Annotated in this window: 17 protein-coding genes; 11 read left to right on the top strand and 6 right to left on the bottom strand. The window is 64.0% G+C overall.

The window, feature by feature from the left end; genetic code table 11:
- The first annotated feature begins 39 nt into the window (after positions 1-39).
- Positions 40-1,815 carry a DEAD/DEAH box helicase gene (locus tag QM609_RS21385; RefSeq protein ID WP_003945121.1) on the top strand — a complete coding sequence of 592 codons (1,776 nt, stop codon included), beginning with the start codon at positions 40-42 and terminating at the stop codon, positions 1,813-1,815.
- Between the two features lie 101 nt (positions 1,816-1,916).
- Here QM609_RS21385 and QM609_RS21390 read toward each other — a convergent pair whose 3' ends face one another.
- The 4 genes from QM609_RS21390 to QM609_RS21405 form a co-directional block, all read right to left on the bottom strand.
- Positions 1,917-3,815: an ABC transporter ATP-binding protein gene (locus QM609_RS21390; protein WP_030536913.1), complete on the bottom strand. Its 1,899-nt coding sequence runs from the start codon at positions 3,813-3,815 to the stop codon at positions 1,917-1,919.
- A 92-nt stretch (positions 3,816-3,907) separates the two neighbouring features.
- Positions 3,908-4,504 (bottom strand): AMIN-like domain-containing (lipo)protein, encoded by a 597-nt coding sequence (locus tag QM609_RS21395; RefSeq protein WP_007736169.1) that lies wholly within the window; start codon positions 4,502-4,504, stop codon positions 3,908-3,910.
- 56 nt (positions 4,505-4,560) lie between these two features.
- Positions 4,561-4,971 carry a YchJ family protein gene (locus QM609_RS21400; RefSeq protein WP_007736170.1) on the bottom strand — a complete coding sequence of 137 codons (411 nt, stop codon included), beginning with the start codon at positions 4,969-4,971 and terminating at the stop codon, positions 4,561-4,563.
- A 22-nt stretch (positions 4,972-4,993) separates the two neighbouring features.
- Positions 4,994-6,556: a long-chain-fatty-acid--CoA ligase gene (locus tag QM609_RS21405; protein WP_283337426.1), complete on the bottom strand. Its 1,563-nt coding sequence runs from the start codon at positions 6,554-6,556 to the stop codon at positions 4,994-4,996.
- Positions 6,557-6,818: 262 nt separating this feature from the next.
- On the opposite strand from QM609_RS21405, the gene QM609_RS21410 reads away from it, so the two are divergent.
- The 5 genes from QM609_RS21410 to QM609_RS21430 all read left to right on the top strand — a co-directional run bounded on the left by QM609_RS21410 (position 6,819) and on the right by QM609_RS21430 (position 13,067).
- Entirely contained in the window at positions 6,819-7,592 is a 774-nt protein-coding gene (locus tag QM609_RS21410) for an ABC transporter ATP-binding protein (RefSeq protein WP_003945134.1), read from the top strand.
- A 4-nt stretch (positions 7,593-7,596) separates the two neighbouring features.
- Positions 7,597-10,131, top strand: a complete 2,535-nt coding sequence (locus QM609_RS21415) for an ABC transporter permease (RefSeq protein WP_019749299.1) — start codon at positions 7,597-7,599, stop codon at positions 10,129-10,131.
- Positions 10,132-10,198: 67 nt separating this feature from the next.
- Positions 10,199-10,645 (top strand): hypothetical protein, encoded by a 447-nt coding sequence (locus QM609_RS21420; protein ID WP_007736175.1) that lies wholly within the window; start codon positions 10,199-10,201, stop codon positions 10,643-10,645.
- 107 nt (positions 10,646-10,752) lie between these two features.
- Positions 10,753-11,928 carry an acyl-CoA dehydrogenase family protein gene (locus tag QM609_RS21425; RefSeq protein WP_050656663.1) on the top strand — a complete coding sequence of 392 codons (1,176 nt, stop codon included), beginning with the start codon at positions 10,753-10,755 and terminating at the stop codon, positions 11,926-11,928.
- Positions 11,929-11,936: 8 nt separating this feature from the next.
- A complete protein-coding gene (locus QM609_RS21430; protein ID WP_030536908.1) occupies positions 11,937-13,067 on the top strand; it encodes an acyl-CoA dehydrogenase family protein in 1,131 nt (376 codons plus the stop codon).
- Positions 13,068-13,125: 58 nt separating this feature from the next.
- Here QM609_RS21430 and QM609_RS21435 read toward each other — a convergent pair whose 3' ends face one another.
- Entirely contained in the window at positions 13,126-14,472 is a 1,347-nt protein-coding gene (locus QM609_RS21435; RefSeq protein WP_050656662.1) for a DUF5691 domain-containing protein, read from the bottom strand.
- A gap of 104 nt (positions 14,473-14,576) precedes the next feature.
- On the opposite strand from QM609_RS21435, the gene QM609_RS21440 reads away from it, so the two are divergent.
- Together QM609_RS21440 and QM609_RS21445 are read left to right on the top strand one after the other, a co-directional pair.
- Positions 14,577-15,806, top strand: a complete 1,230-nt coding sequence (locus QM609_RS21440) for a hypothetical protein (RefSeq protein ID WP_050656661.1) — start codon at positions 14,577-14,579, stop codon at positions 15,804-15,806.
- A gap of 136 nt (positions 15,807-15,942) precedes the next feature.
- On the top strand, positions 15,943-16,713 hold the full coding sequence (locus QM609_RS21445) for a hypothetical protein (protein ID WP_003945109.1): 771 nt from the start codon (positions 15,943-15,945) through the stop codon (positions 16,711-16,713).
- A gap of 2 nt (positions 16,714-16,715) precedes the next feature.
- Here QM609_RS21445 and QM609_RS21450 read toward each other — a convergent pair whose 3' ends face one another.
- Positions 16,716-17,663, bottom strand: coding sequence for an aldo/keto reductase (locus tag QM609_RS21450; protein ID WP_007732210.1), 948 nt, complete (start codon positions 17,661-17,663; stop codon positions 16,716-16,718).
- 183 nt (positions 17,664-17,846) lie between these two features.
- Here QM609_RS21450 and QM609_RS21455 point away from each other — a divergent pair, with 183 nt between their 5' ends.
- Genes QM609_RS21455 through QM609_RS21465 form a run of 3 tightly spaced genes read left to right on the top strand, consistent with a single transcriptional unit; the run spans position 17,847 to position 22,668 of the window.
- Positions 17,847-18,272, top strand: coding sequence for a hypothetical protein (locus QM609_RS21455; RefSeq protein WP_050656660.1), 426 nt, complete (start codon positions 17,847-17,849; stop codon positions 18,270-18,272).
- Positions 18,272-22,375, top strand: a complete 4,104-nt coding sequence (locus tag QM609_RS21460) for a cation-translocating P-type ATPase (protein WP_050656659.1) — start codon at positions 18,272-18,274, stop codon at positions 22,373-22,375. Before QM609_RS21455 ends, QM609_RS21460 begins: the two co-directional genes overlap by 1 nt.
- Positions 22,376-22,386: 11 nt before the next feature.
- A complete protein-coding gene (locus QM609_RS21465) occupies positions 22,387-22,668 on the top strand; it encodes a hypothetical protein (RefSeq protein WP_050656658.1) in 282 nt (93 codons plus the stop codon).
- Positions 22,669-22,754: the final 86 nt, after the last annotated feature.

The following is a 22,754-nucleotide window of genomic DNA, read 5'->3' on the forward strand; positions in this document are numbered from 1 at the left end:
TCGTCGTGTCTATACTCTATCCGCTAAACTGCTGGTCAAATGAGTGATATTGAGCGTGACCCCGAACCCCCAACATTTGCCGACCTCGACATCGATGATCGGGTACTGAAGGCACTGTCAGACGTGGGCTACGAGTCGCCCTCGCCCATTCAGGCTGCCACCATTCCGCCGCTGCTCGAAGGCAAGGACGTCGTCGGTCTCGCACAGACCGGTACCGGCAAGACCGCAGCCTTCGCAGTTCCAGTCCTGTCGCGGATCGACACGTCGATCAAGCAGACCCAGGCGCTGGTGCTTGCTCCCACGCGTGAGCTGGCGCTTCAGGTTGCCGAGGCATTCGGCAAGTACTCCGCGCACATCCCCGGACTCAACGTGCTGCCGATCTACGGTGGCCAGAGCTACGGCGTCCAGCTGTCGGGCCTGCGCCGCGGCGCACACGTCGTCGTCGGTACCCCGGGTCGTGTCATCGACCATCTCGAAAAGGGCACCCTGGATCTGACCAATCTCAAGTACCTCGTTCTCGACGAGGCCGACGAGATGCTCAAGATGGGGTTCCAGGAGGACGTCGAGCGCATCCTCCGCGACACCCCCGGCGACAAGCAGGTCGCCCTGTTCTCCGCAACGATGCCCGGCTCGATTCGCCGGATCTCGAAGCAGTACCTGAACAATCCGGTCGAGATCACCGTCAAGTCCAAGACGTCGACCGCCTCGAACATCACGCAGCGCTACATTCAGGTTGCTCATCAGCGCAAGCTCGATGCACTGACCCGAGTCCTCGAGGTCGAGGCATTCGAGGCGATGATCATCTTCGTCCGTACCAAGCAGGCCACCGAAGACCTGGCGGAGAAGCTGCGCGCCCGCGGGCACTCGGCTGCCGCGATCAACGGTGACATCGTCCAGGCCCAGCGTGAGCGGACCATCGGTCAGCTCAAGAACGGCGCCCTCGACATCCTCGTCGCGACCGACGTTGCTGCTCGAGGCCTCGACGTGGATCGAATCTCCCACGTCGTCAACTACGACATCCCTCATGACACGGAGTCGTACGTCCACCGCATCGGTCGTACCGGCCGCGCCGGTCGTCAGGGTGACGCGTTGCTGTTCGTCGCCCCGCGTGAGCGTCATCTGCTCAAGTCCATCGAGAAGGCGACCCGTCAGCCGCTTGCGGAGATGCAGCTTCCCAGTGTCGACGACGTCAACGCCCAGCGCGTGGCCAAGTTCGGTGACTCCATCACCGAGAGCCTGGCCTCGGAGAATCTCGCGATGTTCCGCAAGATGATCGAGGACTACGACCAGGAACACGACGTACCGCTCATCGACATCGCTGCCGCTCTGGCGTTGCAGTCGCGCGACGGCGAAGCATTCTTGCTTTCTCCCGAGCCGCCGGCACCGCCGCGTCGTGAGCGCGAGCCTCGTGAACCACGTCCTCCCCGTCGTTTCGACGATGGCCCGGCCCCGCGCTCGCGTGGGCCCGAGGGCCAGGAGCTGGCCGCGTACCGCATTGCAGTCGGCAAGCGTCACCGCGTCGTTCCGGGTGCCATCGTCGGTGCCATCGCCAACGAGGGTGGGCTTCGTCGAAGCGACTTCGGGCACATCAGCATTCGCCCGGATCACAGCATCGTCGAGTTGCCGGCAGACCTCTCCAACGAGACTCTCGAAGCTTTGCGTCGCACACGCATCTCCGGCGTCCTGATCCAGCTGCAGCCTGATTTCGGGCCGCCGCAGGGACGTCCGAGTGGCCGTGGCGACCGTGGTGGCCGGGACGATCGTGGTGGACGTGACGACCGCCGCGGTGGCGGACGCGATCGCTACAACGACTGACCTACAGCTTCAACGACTGTCATGAAGACTGAAACAGGCGCTGCCCTCCGCGAGGAGGACAGCGCCTGTTTTCTGTGTGGGGGGCAAGGCGCTGCGCGGTATCAGATCGGCGTCGGTGCGAGGGCGCCGTTCTTCCGGGCGTTGGTGTCGAACTGCGTGCGGTACAACTCGGCGTAGCGGCCGCCGCGCGCGAGCAGTTCCTCATGGTTGCCGCGCTCGACGATCTGGCCTGCCTCGACGACAAGGATCAGGTCCGCGGAACGGATCGTCGACAATCGGTGAGCGATCACCACCGCAGTCCGCCCGGCGAGTGCTTCGCCGAGTGCTTCCTGAACCGCAGCTTCCGACGTCGAGTCGAGATGCGCGGTGGCCTCGTCCAAGATGACGACGCGAGGCTGGGCCAGGAGCAGGCGTGCGATGGTCAGGCGTTGACGCTCGCCGCCCGAGAGGCGGTAACCGCGTTCACCCACCACGGTCTCCAGTCCGTCGGGCAGCGACGCAACCAGGTCGGTGAGCCGTGCGCGCTCCAGAACCTCACGCAGATCTTCTTCGGTGGCATCCGGTCGCGCAAGGAGCAGGTTGGATCGAAGGCTCTCGTGGAACAGGTGCCCGTCCTGCGTGACCATGCCGACGGTCTCCCGGATGGAATCGGCACTGAGGTCGCGGACGTCGACGCCGCCCAACTCGACCGAACCGGAGTCGATGTCGTAGAGGCGCGGAATCATCTGCGCCACGGTCGACTTTCCGGCACCGGACGTGCCGACCAAGGCGACCATCTGTCCTGCTTCGGTGCGGAACGACAGGTCGTGCAACACGTCATCGCCGCCGCGGGTGTCGAGGATCGCGACTTCCTCCAGGGACGCGAGAGACACCTTGTCCGCGGATGGGTATGCAAAAGTGACGTTCTTGAACTCGACGGACACCGGTCCCTGCGGCACCGTGCGTGCATCGGGCTTCTCGGTGATGAGCGGCGCCAGATCGAGAATCTCGAATACCCGCTCGAAGCTGACCAGGGCGCTCATGACGTCCACCCGGGCGCTGGCCAGTGCGGTCAACGGCGAGTACAGCCGCGTCAACAACAATGCCATCGCCACGACGGCGCCTGCGTCCAACTGTCCGCGCAGCGCGTAGAAACCGCCGAGTCCGTAGACGAGGGCAAGAGCAAGGGCCGAGACCAGCGTCAGCGCTGTGACGAAGACGGACTGCAGCATTGCGGTCCGGACTCCGATGTTGCGCACACGCCGGGCGCGAACCGCGAACTCCGCAGATTCTTGCGACGGGCGGCCGAACAGCTTGACCAGAGTCGCGCCGGGAGCGGAGAACCGCTCCGTCATCTGGGTGCTCATGAGCGAATTATGGTTGGCTGCTTCACGATTGAGTGCTGCAAGTTTTGCGCCCATGCGCCGTGCGGGGATGACGAAGATCGGGAGAAGTAGCAGCGCGAGGACGGTGATCTGCCAGGAGATCCCGAGCATGACGATCAGCGTGATCACCAGGGTGACCAGATTGCTGACCACTCCGGACAAGGTGTCGCTGAAGGCGCGCTGAGCGCCGATGACGTCGTTGTTGAGACGGCTGACCAGTGCTCCGGTTCGAGTTCTGGTGAAGAACGCGATGGGCATCTTCTGGACGTGATCGAAGACGGTGGTGCGCAGATGCAGGATCAGGTCTTCGCCGATGCTGGCCGAGAGCCACCGGGTCAACAGTCCCAGAGCGGCTTCGAGAAGTGCTACCAGTGCGATCAGGGCGGCAAGTTTGACGACCACGTCGACGGCGTCGCCGCCGACTATCGCGTTGACCACGCGCCCGGCCAGGACAGGTGTTGCCACGGCAAGCGCAGCAGTGACGACACTCAGTACGAGGTACCAGCTGAGGTTGCGTTTCTGTGGAACTGCGAACGTCGCGATCCGCTTCAGTGTCGCCTTCGAGAACGGGCGCCGATCTTCTTGCGCGTGCATCGCGTTGTACATCGCGTTCCACGCGGTGACTTCCATACTCATGACTTCGCCCCTCCGGTCGCCGGCCACGAAGATTACGTGGCCGGTACGACACGAAGGTAGAACCTCAACCAAACTTCAGGTCAAGTGCGGCCTCAGCGGGCCACGTCGACCACCACGCGAGGAGGGTCGCTGAGCGTCGTGACCGTGAACGGCTGCTTCTCGGTCACGCCGATGAACGACTGCGTGACTCCCTCGAAGACGTTGGACCCGTTGACCTCGGTCACGACTCCGCCGACGCCGGGGACCGGGTTGGGGCCGGAGTACTGCTCGACTCCGCTGTCGAAGGGATATGCGGAACCGTCGATCAGGACCTGGATCACTGCGGCACCCTTGATGTCCACGGGCTTACCGCTGCCTTCCTGCGTCGCCGCGTCGACGTACTTGACGCGCCAACCGGGTGTGCCGGTTCCGCCCATTTCGTAGACGACACGATCAAATCCGTCGTGCTCGCCCACTCGGATGTCGACGACGGTGAGCTTGGATTCGGTGCCCGCAGCCGACGTCTTGTCGGAGCTGTCCGTCGGGACTGGTTCTGTGGTCGACGCTGCTGCACTCGAGGTCGAGGTCGAGGTGACGGCCGAGGTGGCTGCCGTGGGAGTGGTCTCCGCGTCCTGCGAACAGGCAGTCAGGCTCACGCCCACTGCGATGGCAGCGACAGCGGCAAATGATCTCGTCCGGTTCGTTGTCATGACTCGATCGTAGGGCTCGCGTTATCGGGATCCGCGGCGGCGGTGCCCGGAGTTACCTAACCGATATCGCCGTCGACATAGAGCCACTTACCCTCTGTTCGCGCAAATCGACTGCGTTCGTGGAGCATTCCCCGCTCGCGTCCGAATGTGTAGTGAGCGCGAAATTCCACGACGCCGTCGGAATCGAACAGCCCGCCCCGTTCGGTGTCCAGGATCTCCAACCGGAGCCATTTCTGGTCGGGGTCGAGATCGAGTTGGGCTGGACGATGGTCGGGATGCCAAGTCTGCGTGAGATATTCGTCGTCCATCACAGCGAAAGCCGTGTAACGCGAACGCATCAGGGTTTCGGCGGTCGGTGCGTGCGCTACTCCGCTGATGTACTTGCCGCAGCATTCGGCCAACGCGTTGCCGCTGCCGCACGGGCACGGATCGGTCGGATTGGGTGTGGTGGGGCGGCGCGAAGTCACCGCCCCATTACAGCACGCGAACTCAGACCAGTTTGTGTTCGCGGTTGTCCCAGTACGGTTTGCGGAGGTCGCGTTTGAGGATCTTTCCGGTGGGATTGCGGGGAAGAATCTCGACGACGTCGATACTGGTCGGGCACTTGAACTTTGCGAGGCGTTCCTGTGTATAGGTGATCAGTTCGGCTTCGTCGATCTGCGCTTCGGCAGTGAGAACCACGACAGCCTTGACGGTTTCACCCCAACGGTCGTCGGGAACGCCGATGACCGCGACCTCGGCGATTGCCGGATGCTCCACCAGTACTCGTTCGATCTCGGGGGAGTAGACGTTCTCGCCGCCGGTGATGATCATGTCCTTGAGGCGGTCCTCGATGAAGACGAAGCCGTCGGAGTCGGCGCGGCCCATGTCGCCGCTACGTAGCCACCCGTCTGCGGTAATCGTTTCGGCCGTCGCCTCAGGCTTGCCCAGGTATCCGGGTGTGCACTGTTCGGATCGCCACCACAGTTCACCGGTCGTTCCGGTGGGCACGTCCTCGAGCGTGACGGGGTCCACCACGCGCATCTCGACGCCGGGGATCGCCGTACCTGCTGATGCCATGCGCTCGACCTGCGACTCGTCGCGGTGAACGTCCGGCATCAACGCGGTAATGACGCCTGCCATTTCGGTCATGCCGTAGACCTGCACGAATTCGGTGTCCGGCCACGCTGCGAGTGCCGCGCGCAACAGTGGGAGCGGCATGGGGGCGGCGCCGTAGGTGATGCGTTTGAATGCTTTGAAGGCGGCGACCGCCTGCTCGCCTGCGGCCAGGACTCCGGCAATGACCGGTGGGACGAGAAAGGCGATGTTGGCTCCGGCGGCGAGACCGGCGAAGATCGACGGTCCGTCGGCTTCTCTCGTGAAGTAACAGCGGCCACCGGTGTGAATTGCCATGATGGCGTAGCACGTTCCGCCGACGTGGAACATCGGCATCGCGATCAAGAATCGGTGATCCTCGTGGGCCGGCAGGATTTCGAGGACATTGTTGCTGTGCGCGAACAGGTTTCGATGCGTGAGCTGGACACCCTTGGGGCGACCGGTCGTCCCGGAACTGTAGAGAACCAGAGCGGTGGCATCGGGGCTCACCTCGGGGCGGGAGTGCAGCGGTGTGACCTCGTCGATCCACGGCTCGAATTCGTCGTGTTCACCGCCGACGGCGAAGATCGATTCGACGGCCGTCAAGCGGTCTCGCATCGCGACGACCTGGGGGAGTAGTTCGCTGCCGACGAACAGAATGCGAGCGCCACAGTCCGCGAGAACGTAATCCAGCCCTTCGCTCGAAAGTCGCCAGTTGGGAACGACATTCGCGGCGCCGAGCAGTGAGGCGGCGTAGGTGACTTCGAGACAGGACAGATGATTCTTGTCGACGAACGCGACAGTGTCGCCGGCACCGATGCCTGATTCGGCGAGGGCGGCGGCGATACGCAAGATGCGGTCCCGCCACTGAGCCCACGTGAATTCGGTCCCTTGGAAGGTCATCGCTGCTTGATCAGGCTTGACCGTCGCCCAGTGCTCTAGCCGATCGAAAATGATTCCAGCGGTGGCGTCGGACATTCGGCCGCCTCTCTCGTGTGATTGGTGTCACAAGGTTAATGTGCGCCCGGTCTTCGTATCGCTGTTTCCAGTCAATGCGCGCAAGCAGGAGGGGTCGCATTCCGCCGACCCTGACCGGCTCGGCCGCAGATATCAGGGTGGTCCCCGATGGCGGGCGCGCCCGCCACCCGACAGGATGGAACCAACCATTGCGGGCGTCCGTGTTTTCACGGGCGCCCGTCACGCCCGCAAAGTAGCACCGAAGTGAACAGGAAAGGCGATCATGAGTTCGCACGCCCAGGATGTCGCGGCCCGCGCAGTCGGCCTGTCCAAGACCTACGGCACCGGAGATACCCAGGTGCACGCCCTCAGTTCGGTGTCCGCAGATTTCGCCCGCGGTGAGTTCACGGCGATCATGGGGCCGTCCGGTTCCGGTAAGTCGACGCTGATGCATTGCCTCGCCGGTCTGGATTCCGCAAGTTCGGGTTCCGTTCTCATCGGCGACACGGAACTCACGACGCTTTCCGACAAACAGATGACCCAATTACGACGCGATCGCATCGGTTTCGTTTTCCAGGCGTTCAACCTGGTGCCGACGCTGACGGCGCTCGAGAACATCACGTTGCCGCTCGACATCGCGGGACGCAAGGCGGACCCGACCTGGCTGAACAGCGTCCTGACCAAGCTGGGTCTCGGGGATCGCCTCGATCATCGGCCGGGAGAGCTCTCGGGTGGTCAGCAGCAGCGTGTGGCGTGTGCGCGTGCGCTGGCGGGTCAGCCGGAGATCATCTTCGGCGACGAGCCGACCGGAAACCTCGATTCGAAGTCCTCCGGTGAGGTGCTCTCGATCCTGCGGGCGGCCGTCGACGAGTTCAACCAGACCGTGGTGATCGTGACGCACGATCCGCGAGCAGCGGCGTATGCCGACCGGGTGGTGTTCCTCGCGGACGGCAAGATCGTCGACGAATTGCGTGAGCCGACGGCGGATTCGGTCCTTGATCGTATGAAGCGGCTCGACGCTCCGCAGGCGGTCGTGAACGTGGAAGCCGGGGCTTGAGCACATGGCTTCGGTAAGTAACTCGCCGATGCGCAAGGTTTCCCTGCGCAACCTGGCGGCACACAAGGTGCGACTTGCGCTGACGGTTCTCTCCGTGGTGCTCGGCACGGCTTTTGTCGCGGGGTCGTTCGTTTTCACCGACACCCTCCAGAAGACTTTCGATTCGATCTTCGAGAACACCGCCCAGGGCGTCGACGTCCGGGTATCGATGGAAGAGCGCAACACCAGTGGCGTTCCGGTCGAGGATGTCGACAAACTTGCCGCAGTCGACGGCGTCCGAGCGGTAGCCCCGGCCGTCAGTGGACAGATCGTCCTGATCAACGCAGACGGCGGCGCTGTTCAGACCGGCGGCGCGCCGAGTATCGGTCAGTCCTACCTACCGCCGGGCCAGGCGATTGCCGAACCCGACACCTTCGTCGAGGGCGCGCCTCCGACGCAGACCGGTCAGGTCGCGCTGAACACCAGCGCCGCCGAGCGAGCCGGACTGAAGGTGGGGGACTCCGCCAAGGTTCTGGCACCGGCCCGCGGAATCGTGGACGTGACGTTGTCCGGCATCTACGAGGGGGCGGGCAGTGACACCGGCGGGTTCATCGGCGCGCTCTTCACCGACGAGCAGGCCCGTGGACTCTTCACCGACGGCCAACACGTCGAGTACATCGACGTCGCGGGCGACGGGGTGTCGCAGACGGAACTGCAGCAACGCGTCGAGCAGGTTTTCCCCGATCTCAAGGTGCAGACCGGCGACCAGGTTCGTGAGGAGACCAAGGCCGAGGTCGACTCGGCGCTGAGCTTCATCAACTACTTCCTGTTGGCGTTCGGCGCGATTGCTCTGCTCGTCGGAACGTTCATCATCTACAACACCTTCTCGATGATCGTGGCGCAGCGTCTTCGTGAGCTGGCGCTGCTGCGTGCGATCGGTGCGAGCCGAGCGCAGGTCGGCCGTTCGGTGGTCACCGAGGCGCTCGTGGTCGGACTCATCGGCAGCATCATCGGTCTGCTCGGCGGTATCGGTCTCGCCTACGGATTGCGCAGTCTCCTCAACACATTCGACGTCGGTCTGCCGGAAGGCCCGCTCCAGGTGGGTGCCCGCACGATCATCGTCGCGTTGGTGGTCGGCGTCGTCGTCACGACGCTCAGCGCTTACGCCCCGGCTCGTCGTGCGTCGAAGATCCCGCCGGTGGCGGCCATGCGTGAGGAGTTCGCCTCCACCGGCGACTCACTGCGAGTGCGGACGTTGATCGGTGCGATTCTCGGCGTGATCGGTGTGGCACTGCTCGTGTTCGGCTCTCGCGGTACCGGCGGCGGCGCGGCGCTGATCGTTGGCCTCGGTGCGTTCTCGTTGATCATCGCGGTGCTTCTCGGGGCTCCCGCGCTGTCGCGGCCGATCGTCGGCGCGCTCGGTGCCGTGTTCGCCAAGCCGTTCGGTGCCATCGGGCGATTGGCTCGTACCAATGCGGTGCGCAATCCCCGTCGCACGGCCGCAACGGCATTCGCGTTGACTCTCGGTCTGATGCTGGTGACGGTCATCGGAGTGTTCGGTTCCTCGGCCAAGGCGAGCATCAATGCTCTTGTCGACGTAGGTGTTTCGGCCGACTACATCCTGACCGGTCCCAACGCGATCGGCGTGCCGCGAGGTGCGGCCGACGCGGTCCGACAGGTGCCCGACGTGCAGAGCGCGACGTCGTTGCACGGAGTGCGTGCGAAGGTCGACGGTGAGGACGAGCAGGGCGCTTCGTTCGACGGCCCGATCGAAGGCGTGCTCGAGTACAAGATCCTCGAGGGCACGGTCGATCTGACCGGCAACAACATGCTCGTCTCGAAGTCGACTGCGGACGACAAGGGCTGGACTGTGGGCTCGACCCAGACGTTGACCGGTCCTGGCGGCGTCGAGTACCAGACCGTTGTCGCGGGAGTGTTCGAGGACAACCAGCTGATCGGCTCGTGGATCGTCTCGGACGAGGCGTACAGGAAGCTGATGCCGGCCGAGAGTCTGCCGGACTTCGTGGTGCTGGTGAAGGCGAAGCCTGGCGCGGATCTGACAACGCTGCGATCCGAGCTCGAAACGGCCACGGAGAAGTACGTCGTCGTCCAGGTGCAGGATCGTGAGGAGTTCAAGGGAACTCAGGGCCAGCAGATCAACACGTTGTTGGCGATCCTCTACGGACTGCTTGCACTCGCGGTCGTGATCGCAATCCTGGGCATCATCAACACCCTGGCACTCTCGGTGGTCGAGCGGCGACGAGAAATCGGAATGCTGCGAGCTGTCGGCATGCAGCGAGGACAGATGCGACGCACGATCTACCTCGAGTCGGTCCTCATCGCGGTGTACGGCGCGGCGGTCGGAGTTGTTCTCGGCATCGCGTTCGGTTGGGCCTTCGTGAGCACTCTCGCGGATCAGGGCCTCGACAAGATCACGATCCCGTGGGGTCAGGTGGTCGGAATGCTGATCGGCTCGGGTGTGGTGGGTGTCTTGGCGGCGCTGTGGCCGGCCAACCGAGCGGCCAAGACAAAGCCGCTGGAGGCGATTGCAGACATGTAGGGCCTTCGGCCCCGTGCGCACTTTTGGTAGCGGAAGCAGCCGAAAGTGCGCACGGTACCGTTGCCACATGAGCACCCTTCAAGAAGTCGGCGAACGTGAATCCTGGCGCTGCTGGCTGTGTGACGAACCGGTCGATCCCGATATGTCCGTCAATGATCCGCGCGGCCCGAGTATCGACAGCATCAACACCGCAAAAAAGGGTGGCAAGACCAAAGGTGGCGTCGAACGCTTGGCGCACCGCGCATGCAACACCAAGAAGGGTGCGGTCAAACCTGTTGTGGAATGGCCGGATCGGCTGTTCGTCGTGGATCCCGCCCCGATCATCGGGGTCGTGGAGCAGCTCGAGCGAAAGGGTGGCCGCGTCGCCGTCGCTCGCTGCCCCGGCAAGGACGACGCCCAGGAAGCGTCGGATTGGTTGATCGATCGGTTGTCGCGTCTGGCTCCCGCGTTGAATGTCGAAACAAGTATCGACGCCGCGGGCGGGGGTTACCTGTTGGTCCTGAAAACCGTGTAGGGGGTCGGCCCTGAGTGCCGTCTTTTGCGGTACCTGTTCCGCCTCCATAGCTGTCGGGGTACGGTCGAACCGAACATGAATCCGGTTTCGAGTGCGAAGGAATCCCGATGAACCTGGCATTGACCGACGAGGAACTAGCGTTCCGCGACGAGATGCGGACGTTCTTCCGTACGCAAATCCCCGCGGACATCAGGGAGGCGTACGCCCACGGCGAGGAGTTGGGGCGCGACCGTATGGTCGAGGCGCAGCAGATCCTCAACGCTCACGGTCTGGCGGTACCGCACTGGCCGGTCGAGTGGGGCGGCAAGGACTGGACCCCGGTCCAGCACAACATCTGGCTCGACGAACTGCAGCTTGCGTCGGTTCCCGAACCTTTGGCGTTCAACGCCAACATGGTCGGTCCGGTCATCGCGGCCTTCGGCTCGCAGGAGCAGAAGGAGAAGTTCCTTCCGGCGACTGCCAACCTCGACATCTGGTGGTGCCAGGGATTCTCCGAACCCGAGGCCGGTTCCGATCTCGCTTCGCTCAAGACCCGTGCGGTCCGCGACGGCGACGACTGGGTCATCAATGGTCAGAAGACCTGGACGACGCTGGGACAGTACGCCGACTGGATCTTCTGCCTGGTGCGCACCAATCCCGATGCGCCCAAGCGTCAGGCCGGCATCTCGTTCATCCTTGTCGATCTGAAGACGCCTGGCGTCACGGTCCGCCCGATCAAGCTGATCGACGGCGGCTACGAGGTCAACGAAGTGTTCTTCGAGGACGTCCGCGTTCCGGGAGAGAACCTGGTCGGTGAAGAGAACCAGGGCTGGGGCTACGCCAAGTTCCTGCTCGGTAACGAGCGCACCGGTGTCACCCGCGTCGGTTTCTCGAAGGTTCGTCTGGCCCAGGCCAAGGCCCGCGCTGCCGAGGTCAAGGTCGGCAACGGAACACTGCTCGAAGATCCGCTCTTCGCTGCTCGCCTCGCCGAACTCGAAAACGAATTGCTTGCCCTCGAGCTCACTCAGCTCCGAGTGGTAGCCAGTTCCGCTGACGGCCAGCCGAACCCGGCGTCGTCGCTGCTCAAGCTTCGTGGCTCCGAATTGCAGCAGGCGAGCGTCGAACTGCTGATGGACGTGGCCGGCCCTGATTCACTGCCGTACGACGCGGACAGCGACATCGCCTCCGCGAGCTGGGCGCAGCACACTGCCCCGACGTACTTGAACTACCGCAAGGTATCCATCTACAGCGGATCGAGCGAAGTGCAGCGCAGCATCATCGCCTCCTCGATCCTCGGATTGTGAGGCGTGGCATGGACTTCGAACTCAACGACGAACAAAAACTTCTCCGCGACACCACCAAGGATCTCCTCGCGCGTAGCTACGACGCCGAGAAGCGCAACGCGATCATCGACTCCGATCCCGGGTGGAGCCCGCAGGTCTGGAAGCAGTTGGCCGAGGTCGGCTTGCTCGGCCTGACATTCTCCGAGGACGACGGCGGCATGGACGCCGGCCCAGTGGAAATCGGCGCGGTCATGACCGAGATCGGTCGACGCTTGGCACCCGAGCCGCTACTCGACGCGGTCGTGACGCCGGGCGGCCTCATCTCCGAAGGTGGCAGTGCAGAGCAGCGCTCGTCGATTCTTCCCGGAGTGGCCGAGGGCACCACGTTCCTCGCGTTCGCCGATCAGGAACCCGGAATCCGTTGGCCGGCAACCGAACGGGCCACCGCGGCGGCGCAGGTCGACGGCGGCTGGACCATCACCGGTATCAAGAATCCCGTCGGCCACGGCGCGACGGCGGACATCTTGGTCGTGAGCGCTGCGCTCCCCGGCGGTGGCGTCGGACTGTTCCTCGTCAAGAGCGATGCCTCCGGTTTGGTACGCAAGTCCTACGCCACTCACGACGGGTTGCGCGGGGCGCAGATCGAGTTCACCGATACGCCGGCCGAAGCACTCGGTGAGGGCGGTGACGCTACTGCTCTGATCCAGGCCGCGCAGATCCGTGAGCAGGCCGCGCTGTGCGCCGAGGCTGTCGGAGCGATGGAAGAGGCGCTACGCCTGACCACCGAATACCTCAAGACGCGTAAGCAATTCGGGGTTCCCCTCGCAAAGTTCCAGACACTGACACACCGCGCCGCCGACCTGTACGTCTCGCTCGAGTTGGCACGCAGCATGAGTCTGTACGCAACGATGTCCCTTGCCGACGGCGTCGTCGATCCAGTGATCGCTTCGCGGGTGAAGTTGCAGATCGGGCGTTCGGCTCGGCTCATCGGCCAGGAGGCGATCCAGATGCATGGTGGTATCGGTATGACCGCAGAGTACCCGGTGGGGCACTACGTGAGCCGACTCGTCGCCATCGAGCACACCCTCGGCAGCACCGAAGATCACCTTCGGGTGTTGGCCGCCGGTGTGGCTGATCACGAGATGGTCAGCGTGGTCTGATCTTTCACGAACGACGAAGGGGTCGCATTCCGTTCCAAGGATGCGGCCCCTTCGTCGTTCAGCGGTGATTGCGCAGGACGTCCAAGCGGAGTCGGCGCTGCTCGATGTTGACGGCGCTGTCGGTGAATGCGTGTTGCCACCCGGGGTCACTCGTTCGGGCCGCCGCGTCCTGCAGAAGCGGTACGGCGTCGAAAGGGAAGCGCGCCTGCACGCTTCGCAGGGTGGAAAAGTGACTGTGACGCGAGTGGATGCCCAAGTCCTCACCCGTCGCAGCATGCTCCATCGCTTCGTTCTCCAAGGCATTCAACAACTTTTCGGCGACGGCCAGGGGCCATGGGCGGTCGATGCCGTCGAGTAGTGCGCTGCCGTCGACGCCCAGAAGGTACTCGTCCGCGTGGCCGGCAACGATGTACTCGACGCGCTCGCGTGGGTCCGCGATGGCGACGATTCTCCGGTCGGTCGTGCGCCCGTCCCGCTCCAGAAATGCCGACGCCCACGCGGTGTTCTTCTGGAGAACGGTTGCAGCAGTCCATGATTCGATCATCACTGCGCGCCATTGCTTCTCGATGGGGATGGTGAGGGCCTCGCGTGGCGAACCGGCCATAGATTCCCACAGCGTCAGCGGAGTGGCGGTCACGACTTGCCGTAACCACCAGCGCCGGATGCCCTTGTTCTTGTAGTGGACGTCTTCGATGCCGTCACGAAATGCGAGGTCGTCGAGCGAGCCGGGCAATCGGACGGCAAGGCGCGGCCGCAAGGGCTTCGTCTCGAGCCGCACCCAGGACCGAGCCCGAGTGACCATTCGAGAGGCAAACGGAGATCGGGGGAGTTGCCGTAGTAGTTGAATTGCACGCTCACGGACCCGCACGGCTGGATCGTTGAGTGCACGCTCGAGGAGCGCGTAGTCGTGTTCACCCAGCCCGACGTCGAGATGGTCGAGGAAGTGCAGCCGGCTTGCCGTGGCCTCGTCGTCCCAAGCGATCTCGAGCTCTTCGCTCGCCAGTTCCGGGTCGACCGTACGTATGTAATCGAACCAGGCCGTACGGTCGTCCCGATCGGGCGAAAGCCACAGCTCGTCCCGGCGTGATCCGATTCGTCGTAGCTGGGCCCAATCCGGGTTCTGCTCCGCCAGGTACTGCCCGCGTCGACCGGCGAGGCGAAGTAGCGCCTCGCGGTGCTCGGGATACTTCAGCGCGGCTTCCATGAAGAGCGGGACACTGGCCGCGGGTGCGAGGAATCCGCGTTGGTCGGCCATCGCGAACCATTCCGCGAGAGTCCAGGAACGTACTTGCAACAAGGACTGAAGTTGTTCGATCGCGAGGTCGGGAAGCAGCGGTTGAACTGCTGGATCAGTCTTCGATGCGCGCGAGTGACCTGCGTGCGCGTCTGATCGCAGGGAGGTCACCCGCCTACGGTATGGCAGGGGTGCGTCGAGCTGGGTCGCAGGGGTCGGGCGCGTGTCGGCAGATTCTGGAACAGTGGTAACCGGCACCCAGCAGGAGGCGTGAGATGACGGATGGCCGTGAGATGAGAGACGGAACTGACGACGTCTTTGTCGTGGCATCGGTGACCGAACGGCGAACGCTCATCTCCACCCGAGTGAGGGAGTGGTGTGCGGCGGGAACCGTCGAGTCGAACCGGCCGGAGTTGTCCGATGATGTCGCGCTGCTGATTGCCGGGGGGTATGGGGACGAGTCGACGCGATCGATCCTGGCGAACCGGCGCAGTGTCGGACGTTCGTTCCCGGAGATCGGCGGCTTCTCGGAGTTGCGGTATCTCACCGACGAGCTGGCCCGCACCAGACGTCGACTGCTCGCAACTCGCATCGGCCCTGTTCAGGTTGTCCTCGAACGACGGGTGCAGGCGCTCGAGAAGCGCGTTCAGTCGATGCGATCGGCGATCGTGCATTCCAATCGTCACTTCGCGAGCAGTGTCCGTGCCATCCGCAAGGACCGGCGCGACGGCCTGCATCTCGACGTCGAGCAACGCGAGGCTCTCTTTGCCGGGCTCACCCGTACACCGGTTCCAGCCAAGCTGCCGGTGGGGCTCGGTGTCGTGGCCAGCAGTGGAAACGCAGCACTCGACAAACTCGCCGCCCAGTTCGGGAAGGTCCAGGGAACCGGTGTCATCGCCGATGCCGGAAGGCGCATCGCGGAAGTCCTCGACGGACTGGTCGATTCAGAACCCGAGGGACGCGCCGGTGAGTACGACGCCTTGCTTTACCTCGCCGGGAATCTGTTCGACCGGATCGAAAGCTCCAGCGCGTGGCATTCCGACCACTTCGTCATTCAACGCAACCAACTCGACCTGGCCGACGAGATCACCCAGATCGCGGTCGACACCGTCGCGCTGCGTTCGATTCTTGCGGAGTTGGACGACGCGGCTGCGCTGGCACGCGACGAGGGAACCCGAGCCGGAATCGCTTCGCGCAGGGAAGCGCTCGGCGCGGTCTGGGACCAGCTGGTCGAGCGCGTCGCGGCCCTCGCGCGGATCGGTGACCTGGTCGCACGGGCCGAGGATCAGTTGAGTTCGCAGCGCGCGGTTGCGCATGCAGCGAGCCTCGACAGCCGGATCGACGACCTACTCGCGCGCTCGGGCTCACGTGAACTTTCGGCTGCAAACACGCACTACGTCGGGGATCAATTCGACGGTGTGGAAGAGCTGATGTTCGCTCACCGGGCGGCGCTTTACGGGGACATTGCACTGCTGACCTCTGGGAACGAGCGTCGGGCGCCGTAGTCAGGCCGTCGCCGGAGCTGTAAGGTCGGGGGTACTGACCGGCCACACGATCGAAGTAAAGGCCGGGATTTCGCTCAATGCTCGACCCCGATGCCGATCCGGTGATGCGGGCGTACCCGCTCGAGACAGGTCGATCATGGAAGACACCGCAAGCCGCGGCATCAATGCGTTCATTTCCGAAGCTACGCAGCGTGGGGGCAAGGCTGTCCGTCTCACGCACTCACGTCGTAACCCCGTCGAGGTGACGGGCGCTGACGGTGTCAGCCGAATCGTCCGCGTGCGGTCCAAGCTCGACGGTGACTGGCAGGCCAGGCGTCAGGACGAGTCGCTCGAGAGTGACGACACCCGCTCCGAGTTCTGGGTGTTCGTCGACCTGGCAGCAGATCCGCACGAGTTCTACATGTTGCCCTCCAACGAGGTCGCCGACGACATCCGCGCCGAGGTCGACCTGTGGATCATGGACAGCCCCGGACGTAATCGCACCGGCCATCACGCGATTCCGCGTGGGCGCGTCGTGCACGGTCACGATCGTTGGGATGCGCTGGGCTTGGCCGCGGTCAAGGATCCGAGCATTTACGTCGAGACCCCGGTTGCGACCAAGCGTAAGACGTCGCCGGTCGCCGCGAAGAAGCGTCGCGCCAGCGGTGTCGAGGAGATCGAAGTCGTCGACAATCGCCTCGAGATGACAGCCGATTGCCACGGATATCGCTGGGTCGGGCGCTTCGACGAAACCACCGAGGTCGTCGAGATCATGCGCGGACCGATGGAAGGCCGCCGATTCCCAGATCCGACCGCGGCCGCAAATGCCGTCACCGGTCACATCTCAGGCGACACCGAGAGCCATGACGGTTGGTCGTTCTGGACGATCAACAACACGGCCCTCGGCGCTCATCTCAAAACTGCCTGATCTCAGGCTCCGACTGCCGCCGACACCCGTTCGAGAGTGTCCAGTTCGTTCGACGAGAGCACCAGATTCGGGGCGTCCAGTAGCGCCGGGAGCTGCTCGGGCCGGCTGACGCTCGCGATCGGTGCGGTGATGCCCGGTCGAGTCAGCAGCCAGGCCAGCGCGACGGTCGAGATCTCGCTGTCGTGTGCCTGCGCGATTGTCGCAAGTTCCGCGACGACGTCGAGTCCGGCGTCGCTGAAGTATCCGGCGGTCAGTCGTTCGCGGGAGCTGCCTTCGATGTCCGCGCGGGTCTTGTATTTTCCGGTCAGGAAGCCGGAAGCGAGAGCGAAGTACGGGAAGACGCTGATGTTGTTGTCGGTGGCGATCTGGGCAAGTTCGGGTTCGTACGACTTGCGGTGAACCAGGTTGTAGTGCGGTTGCAGCGCGATGGGCGCGGCGTAACCGTTCTCCTCGGTGATCCGCAGCCACTCCCGGACGCGGTCGGGGCTGTAGTTGGAGATTCCGAGATAGCGAACCTTGCCCGCGACGACCAACGCATTGAAGGCTTCGAGAGTTTCCTCGAGCGGAGTCTGCGGGTCGTCGAAATGCGCGTAGTACAGATCGATGCAGTCCGTCTGCAGGCGCTGCAGCGACGCCTCAGCTGCGGCCGCGATGTTGTCGGCCTTCAGGCCCTTGAAATCGGGATGGCTACCCACCTTGGTGGCGACGACGATGTCGTTCTGCAGTCCCCGATCGGTGATCCATTTCCCGATGATCGTTTCGGATTCCCCGCCGGAATTGCCGGGAGCCGACGCCGTGTACGAGTCGGAGGTGTCGATGAAGTTTGCACCGGCTTCGGCGAACGAATCGAGGATCTCGAAGGACGTCTTCTCGTCTGCTGTCCATCCGAAAGGGTTGCCGCCCAAGCTAAGTCGGAAGATGTCGAGGTCCGAATTTCCGATGATCGCCACTGTGTGGAACTCCCGTCGATGAAGGTGGTCGCTGCATCCCGCACCGTACCCTCTCACGGCGCTGGCGATGGCGCGCCCTCGCCAGGTTCGCCGAAAAATGTATCGGATCGTGATTGCCGCCGTCCGTGTTGGGTATGGCCTCAAATACTGAATTCTTCGATGGACTGCTGATAGGAGCGTCCGATGATGATTGTGGACGAAGCCACCCGCGTCGTTCGTGGTGTGGCAGACGCAACGACGACGGTGGCCGGAGCCGTCGGCGGTGGAGTGATCGGTGGAGTGACGGGCGGGATACGTGGATCGGCGGAGGGTGTCCGAGACGGAATTCGTGCGGGTAGTTCCTCGACGCCGACGGCGGTTCTCACGATGGCGGCCGTGGGTGCGGCGGGATTGGTGGAATGGCCGGTGATCTTGGCAGTCGGCGGCACGGCCCTGGTACTCCACGAATGGGATCGCAAGAGCGGTCGGACGGATCGCGAGGTCAAGGCGGTTGGCCGCACGAGCAAGCCAGAACAGGTAAAGAAGGAATCGAGCGGAAACTCCCACAAGGCGGCCGGCCGGTCACAGGATCGAACTCACAGTTCTTCGCACACTCGATCCACTCACTGATGTTCTCAGCGATGGCCCGGCGTGCGGTGTCGGTGGCAACTTTGCCGCCGCGCCTGGCGTTGTCGGGACTCGCGTTGGTGGGCGGTTCGACGATTCCGCGAACCGCTGTCAGTGACGTGGCGTTGCGGACCGGCACCCTCGCGTTGGCGGGTGTGGGGATGATTCCTGCAGCAGCGGGATCGATATTCGGTGCCCCGCGAATCCCAGGTTCCGCCTATGTCTCGGCGGCCGCGTCGGCGATCAATTATCAACCCCGGGTGCGTCGGCGAATCGAACAGCGCCTTGGCCGTTCGCTCACCGACTTCGCATTGGAGTCGGCGACGTCGTTCGCGGACGTTCTGACCTATGCGCCTGCGTCATTGGGCGTGGATTTCGGGCTGCGGACGATGCTGCTACGCGAAACTCTGGCGGCGCGACACTCTCGGCGGGTGTGGTCATTCGAACCTGGCGGTCGCGGTGCTTCCACGAGGCCTGAACCGAGTGGCTCAGGTGAGCGTTACGCAGACAGGATCGCTGGGGTTCAGCTGGCGGCCGGAGCTGCACTGGCTACCGTCTCTGCCGGCGGTGACACCGTCGCGACGAGTATCAAGGTTTCGGCGCCGCGACCGCTTCGGATGTCGCGCGAATCATTCGCTGCTGGTTTGTCATACGGTCTGTGGCGGACGCACCACACCGCCGTTTCGGACTCTGCGGCTCTACGCATGCTCGATCGTATTGACACCGTCCTCGTCGATCCGAGTGTCCTCTTCGACGACTCGCTCCGGGTTTCCGACATACGAGAGGTGGCCGAGTCGGATCGCGTCGCAGTGTGGGAACAAGCCAGGAAAGCTCTGAACGACGGAACTGTGGGAGTGGGAAGGCACCGCATCGGCGGCGCCGAAGTGGTCGTGCGACCCGTGCGAAAAGGTCTGGCGGAAACACTGATAGGCGAAATACGTGCGGCCGGGGTCGCAGCCGTCACGATCGACGACGACGGGCTCGGATCACTGCGAAGTGGATTCGACGAGCTCTATCCGGCGCAATCGACTGCCGAAGCCGGCCTGCGCGAGGCTCTCTCGGCGTTGGTGGCCGAGGGTCGGACAGTTGCGATCGTGTCGAGTAGGGCGATAGCGGGACAGGCAGTGCTACGCATCGGGATTTCACCACCGAGTGGCGAGCACGTGAGTGCCGACATCCACACCGACTTGGCCGGGGCGTGGCGGGTTGTCCATGCGCTCCCGGCTGCTCGAACAGCGACGAGGCGCGGTGTCGAACTCTCCTCAGGTTCTTCGGCATTGGGTGCCTTGATCATGCTTCCGGGAGTTCGAGGGGCTGGGCCGGGGCCGATCACAGCTGGTTCGGCCGCGGGACTGTGGACCGGATACACCTTGTCCCGATCTGTGATTCAAGCGCCCGTCCCTGTCGGTACTCCGAGCGATACCTGGCATGAGATGGACGGTGATGCTGTCGTTCGCGAACTATCCGAATCCATCCGACATACACCGCACCGTGCGGAAGCTCGTGTGCGAGCGCCCGCACGGTTCAGGTTGATCCGTGACGGATTGTCGGCGTTGCGAACAGAATTGGCGGATCCACTGACGCCTGTGTTGGCGACCGGCTCCGCTGCCAGTGCAGTCCTCGGTTCACCGGTAGACGCCGTCCTGGTCGGCTCGGTCTTGGTCGGCAATGCCGCGATGTCCGCTGTTCAACGGCTTCATTCGGAGCGGGCGGTGCAGCGGCTCTTGCGGACTCAGGAACCGGTAGCTCGGCGAGTAACCAACGACGGCACGGTCGAGACAGCGGCCGACGCGCTCGAACTCGGTGACGTCGTGGCAATCGAGTCCGGGGACATCGTGCCCGCAGATTGTCGCCTGTTGAGCGTCGAATCGCTGGAAGTCGACGAGTCGTCGTTGACGGGAGAGTCCCTGCCCGTCGACAAGCAGACCGACCCGACCCCTGGGATGCCACTGGCCGAGCGAAGGTGCATGGCCTACGCAGGGACAACAGTGCTTGCCGGATCCGGTCGTGGCGTGGTCACGGCCATCGGAGCCCGAACGGTGACCAGGCGTGCCGATGTCGGTGTGTCCCGATCCGGGCCTGCTGTGGGCCTGACCAACAGACTTCGCGAACTCACGAGGGCGACCCTGCCGGCCAGTATCGGCGGTGGGGCGTTGGTGACAGTCGCGGGTCTGCTTCGTGGTACCGGTCTGCGCCGCGCCGTCACCGGAGGTGTGGCCGTGGCTGTGGCTGCCGTGCCGGAGGGGCTGCCTCTGGTTGCCACTCTGGCTCAGCAGGCCGCAGCGCGAAGGCTCACTGCAGCAGGAGTGTTGGTTCGTGCGCCACGATCGATAGAAGCGCTCGGTCGTGTCGACGTGGTCTGCTTCGACAAGACCGGAACCCTCAGCGAGAACAAGCTACGGGTGGCCGCGGTCGAACGCGTCGACGGCTGGGACGAAAGCGAGATTCTGGAAGTTGCGGCGCGCAGTGCCCTGGGAAGTCGCGACGATCGCGTGTTTCATTCGACGGATGCCGCCGTCGTCGATGCAGCCCAGCAAGCTCTGGACGATGCTTCGGTTTTCGGTGACGTCGAGGCGAACAACCTCGTTCCGTTCAGGTCGGGGCGGCCGTACTCGGCAGCTTTGTTCGGCAGGCGGATCGCACTCAAAGGTTCGCCGGAATTCGTGACCGAAGCAGGACGAGATCCGAATGCTGTGTCGGCGAAGCACGTTCAAAGCATGGCCGGACGCGGACTGCGGGTGGTTGCCGTCGCCCAGCGCGAGTTGTCGGAACACGACGCGCGACGCGCAGGCGAAGACTCGCAATTTCTCGAACAGTGTTGCTCCGAGGGGCTGGAAGCGGTCGGCCTTCTCGGACTCTCGGACACGCTGAGACCCGAAGCAACGCAACTTGTTCGAGAACTTCGAGGCGACGGACGGCAAGTGCGCGTGCTGACCGGGGATCATCCGACAACAGCGGCCGCGGTCGCCACCGAACTGGGGTTGGACGTCGCACGCGAGGATGTTGTCACCGGTCCTGACTGGGAGAACTTCTCTCGCACCGAAAGACGGGATGCGGTCCGCGGCAGCAGCGTCTTTGCGCGCGTGACACCCGAGCAGAAGGTCGAGATCGTGCAAGCGTTGGAGACCGACGGGCGGGTGTGCGCCATGGTCGGTGACGGCGCGAACGATGCTGCGGCGATCCGAGTTTCCAGCGTGGGAATCGGGGTGGCGTCGACCGACAGTGATCCGGCGCGCGGCGCCGCAGACATCGTGCTCCTCGACGGCCGTGTCGGCGGACTGACCGACGCATTGGACGAGGGCAGTCAATTGTGGCGGCGGGTCAGATCAGCGGTAGGGGTTTTGCTCGGAGGCAACGCGGGTGAAGTCGCATTCGCGCTGATCGGTTCTGCGTTGTCCGGCGAATCACCGCTCAACGCAAGGCAGTTGCTACTGGTCAATCTGATGACGGACGCCTTGCCCGCTGCCGCGCTTGCGATGAGCACCCCGTCCGAGAACGGATCCGAGAAGTCCGAACAGATGGACGCTCATGCCTTGTGGCAGACGATCGCTGTCCGCGGCGGTGCCACGGCAATAGGTGCGCTGGCAGCGTGGCTTCTGGCCCGGGCGAGCGGTAGGAGGCGGCGAGCGTCGACGGTGGCGTTGGTTGCCCTGGTGGGCACCCAACTGGGGCAGACGCTTCTCGAATCACGCAGTCCGCTGGTGGTCGCAACCGTTGCCGGATCCGCTGCGGCGCTGGCGACGCTCGTCAGCACACCCGTGGTGAGCCAATTTCTCGGTTGCACGCCGCTCGGTCCCATCGCCTGGGGCCAAGCGGTGGGCTGCGCGTCGGCGGCGACGCTGCTCGCGGCGCTGGCTCCGCGGGTGTTGGAGCGGATTGCCGCAACTGAGGAGAACGCGAACGGTCAGTCGACGATTCGCAAGATCCCGACGCGAACGAGCACTGCGTACACCTCCCGAACCGGGGGAGTCAGCGCTCGCGACAGCGTGGAAATCAGCGACGTGGAAATCAAAGAAGCGGAAACCGGTGAATCAGACACGCTTGTGAGCGTCGCTGCTGGAAGTGACACGTCGCCGAACTCCCGGGCGACCCGAGATGAATCCTGAGGAATCGTGACATGTCCCAGAACACCGTCGACCACACGAACCCCGTCGATCACCGCGAGGTAGTCGAATCCGTCCGTTCGGCACGGAGCTTCGAGTTGGAGCTACCGATCGTCGGTGCCATCCCTGTTCCGAGACCCGAGCAGATCGCCTACTTTGCGGTGATGGGACTGATGGTCGCCTTCGAGATCATCGAGTGGCCCGTGGCAGTCACCATTGCAGCGGGGCATCTGCTCGCAACAGAGCAGCACAATCACGTCCTCGAAGAGATCGGAGAGGCGCTCGAGGGGGTCTGACGCAGGCGCTGCCTGGACACAAATCGAGGCCTGGACACAAATCGAGCGGCCCCGCATTTCGCGGGACCGCTCGACGTGCGGAGAAA

The sequence above is a fragment of the Rhodococcus sp. IEGM 1302 genome, assembly GCF_030056935.1.
Lineage (GTDB): Bacteria > Actinomycetota > Actinomycetes > Mycobacteriales > Mycobacteriaceae > Rhodococcus_F > Rhodococcus_F qingshengii.

Excerpts from the sequence above, each read along its gene's own strand:
- QM609_RS21445 (WP_003945109.1), top strand. The coding sequence starts at position 15,943 with ATGGAAGACACCGCAAGCCGCGGCATCAATGCGTTCATTTCCGAAGCT.
- QM609_RS21430 (WP_030536908.1), top strand. The coding sequence starts at position 11,937 with ATGGACTTCGAACTCAACGACGAACAAAAACTTCTCCGCGACACCACC.
- QM609_RS21395 (WP_007736169.1), bottom strand. The coding sequence starts at position 4,504 with ATGACAACGAACCGGACGAGATCATTTGCCGCTGTCGCTGCCATCGCA.
- QM609_RS21410 (WP_003945134.1), top strand. The coding sequence starts at position 6,819 with ATGAGTTCGCACGCCCAGGATGTCGCGGCCCGCGCAGTCGGCCTGTCC.
- QM609_RS21455 (WP_050656660.1), top strand. The coding sequence starts at position 17,847 with ATGATGATTGTGGACGAAGCCACCCGCGTCGTTCGTGGTGTGGCAGAC.
- QM609_RS21440 (WP_050656661.1), top strand. The coding sequence starts at position 14,577 with ATGACGGATGGCCGTGAGATGAGAGACGGAACTGACGACGTCTTTGTC.
- QM609_RS21465 (WP_050656658.1), top strand. The coding sequence starts at position 22,387 with ATGTCCCAGAACACCGTCGACCACACGAACCCCGTCGATCACCGCGAG.
- QM609_RS21415 (WP_019749299.1), top strand. The coding sequence starts at position 7,597 with ATGGCTTCGGTAAGTAACTCGCCGATGCGCAAGGTTTCCCTGCGCAAC.
- QM609_RS21425 (WP_050656663.1), top strand. The coding sequence starts at position 10,753 with ATGAACCTGGCATTGACCGACGAGGAACTAGCGTTCCGCGACGAGATG.
- QM609_RS21385 (WP_003945121.1), top strand. The coding sequence starts at position 40 with ATGAGTGATATTGAGCGTGACCCCGAACCCCCAACATTTGCCGACCTC.
- QM609_RS21405 (WP_283337426.1), bottom strand. The coding sequence starts at position 6,556 with ATGTCCGACGCCACCGCTGGAATCATTTTCGATCGGCTAGAGCACTGG.
- QM609_RS21420 (WP_007736175.1), top strand. The coding sequence starts at position 10,199 with ATGAGCACCCTTCAAGAAGTCGGCGAACGTGAATCCTGGCGCTGCTGG.
- QM609_RS21390 (WP_030536913.1), bottom strand. The coding sequence starts at position 3,815 with ATGAGTATGGAAGTCACCGCGTGGAACGCGATGTACAACGCGATGCAC.
- QM609_RS21460 (WP_050656659.1), top strand. The coding sequence starts at position 18,272 with ATGTTCTCAGCGATGGCCCGGCGTGCGGTGTCGGTGGCAACTTTGCCG.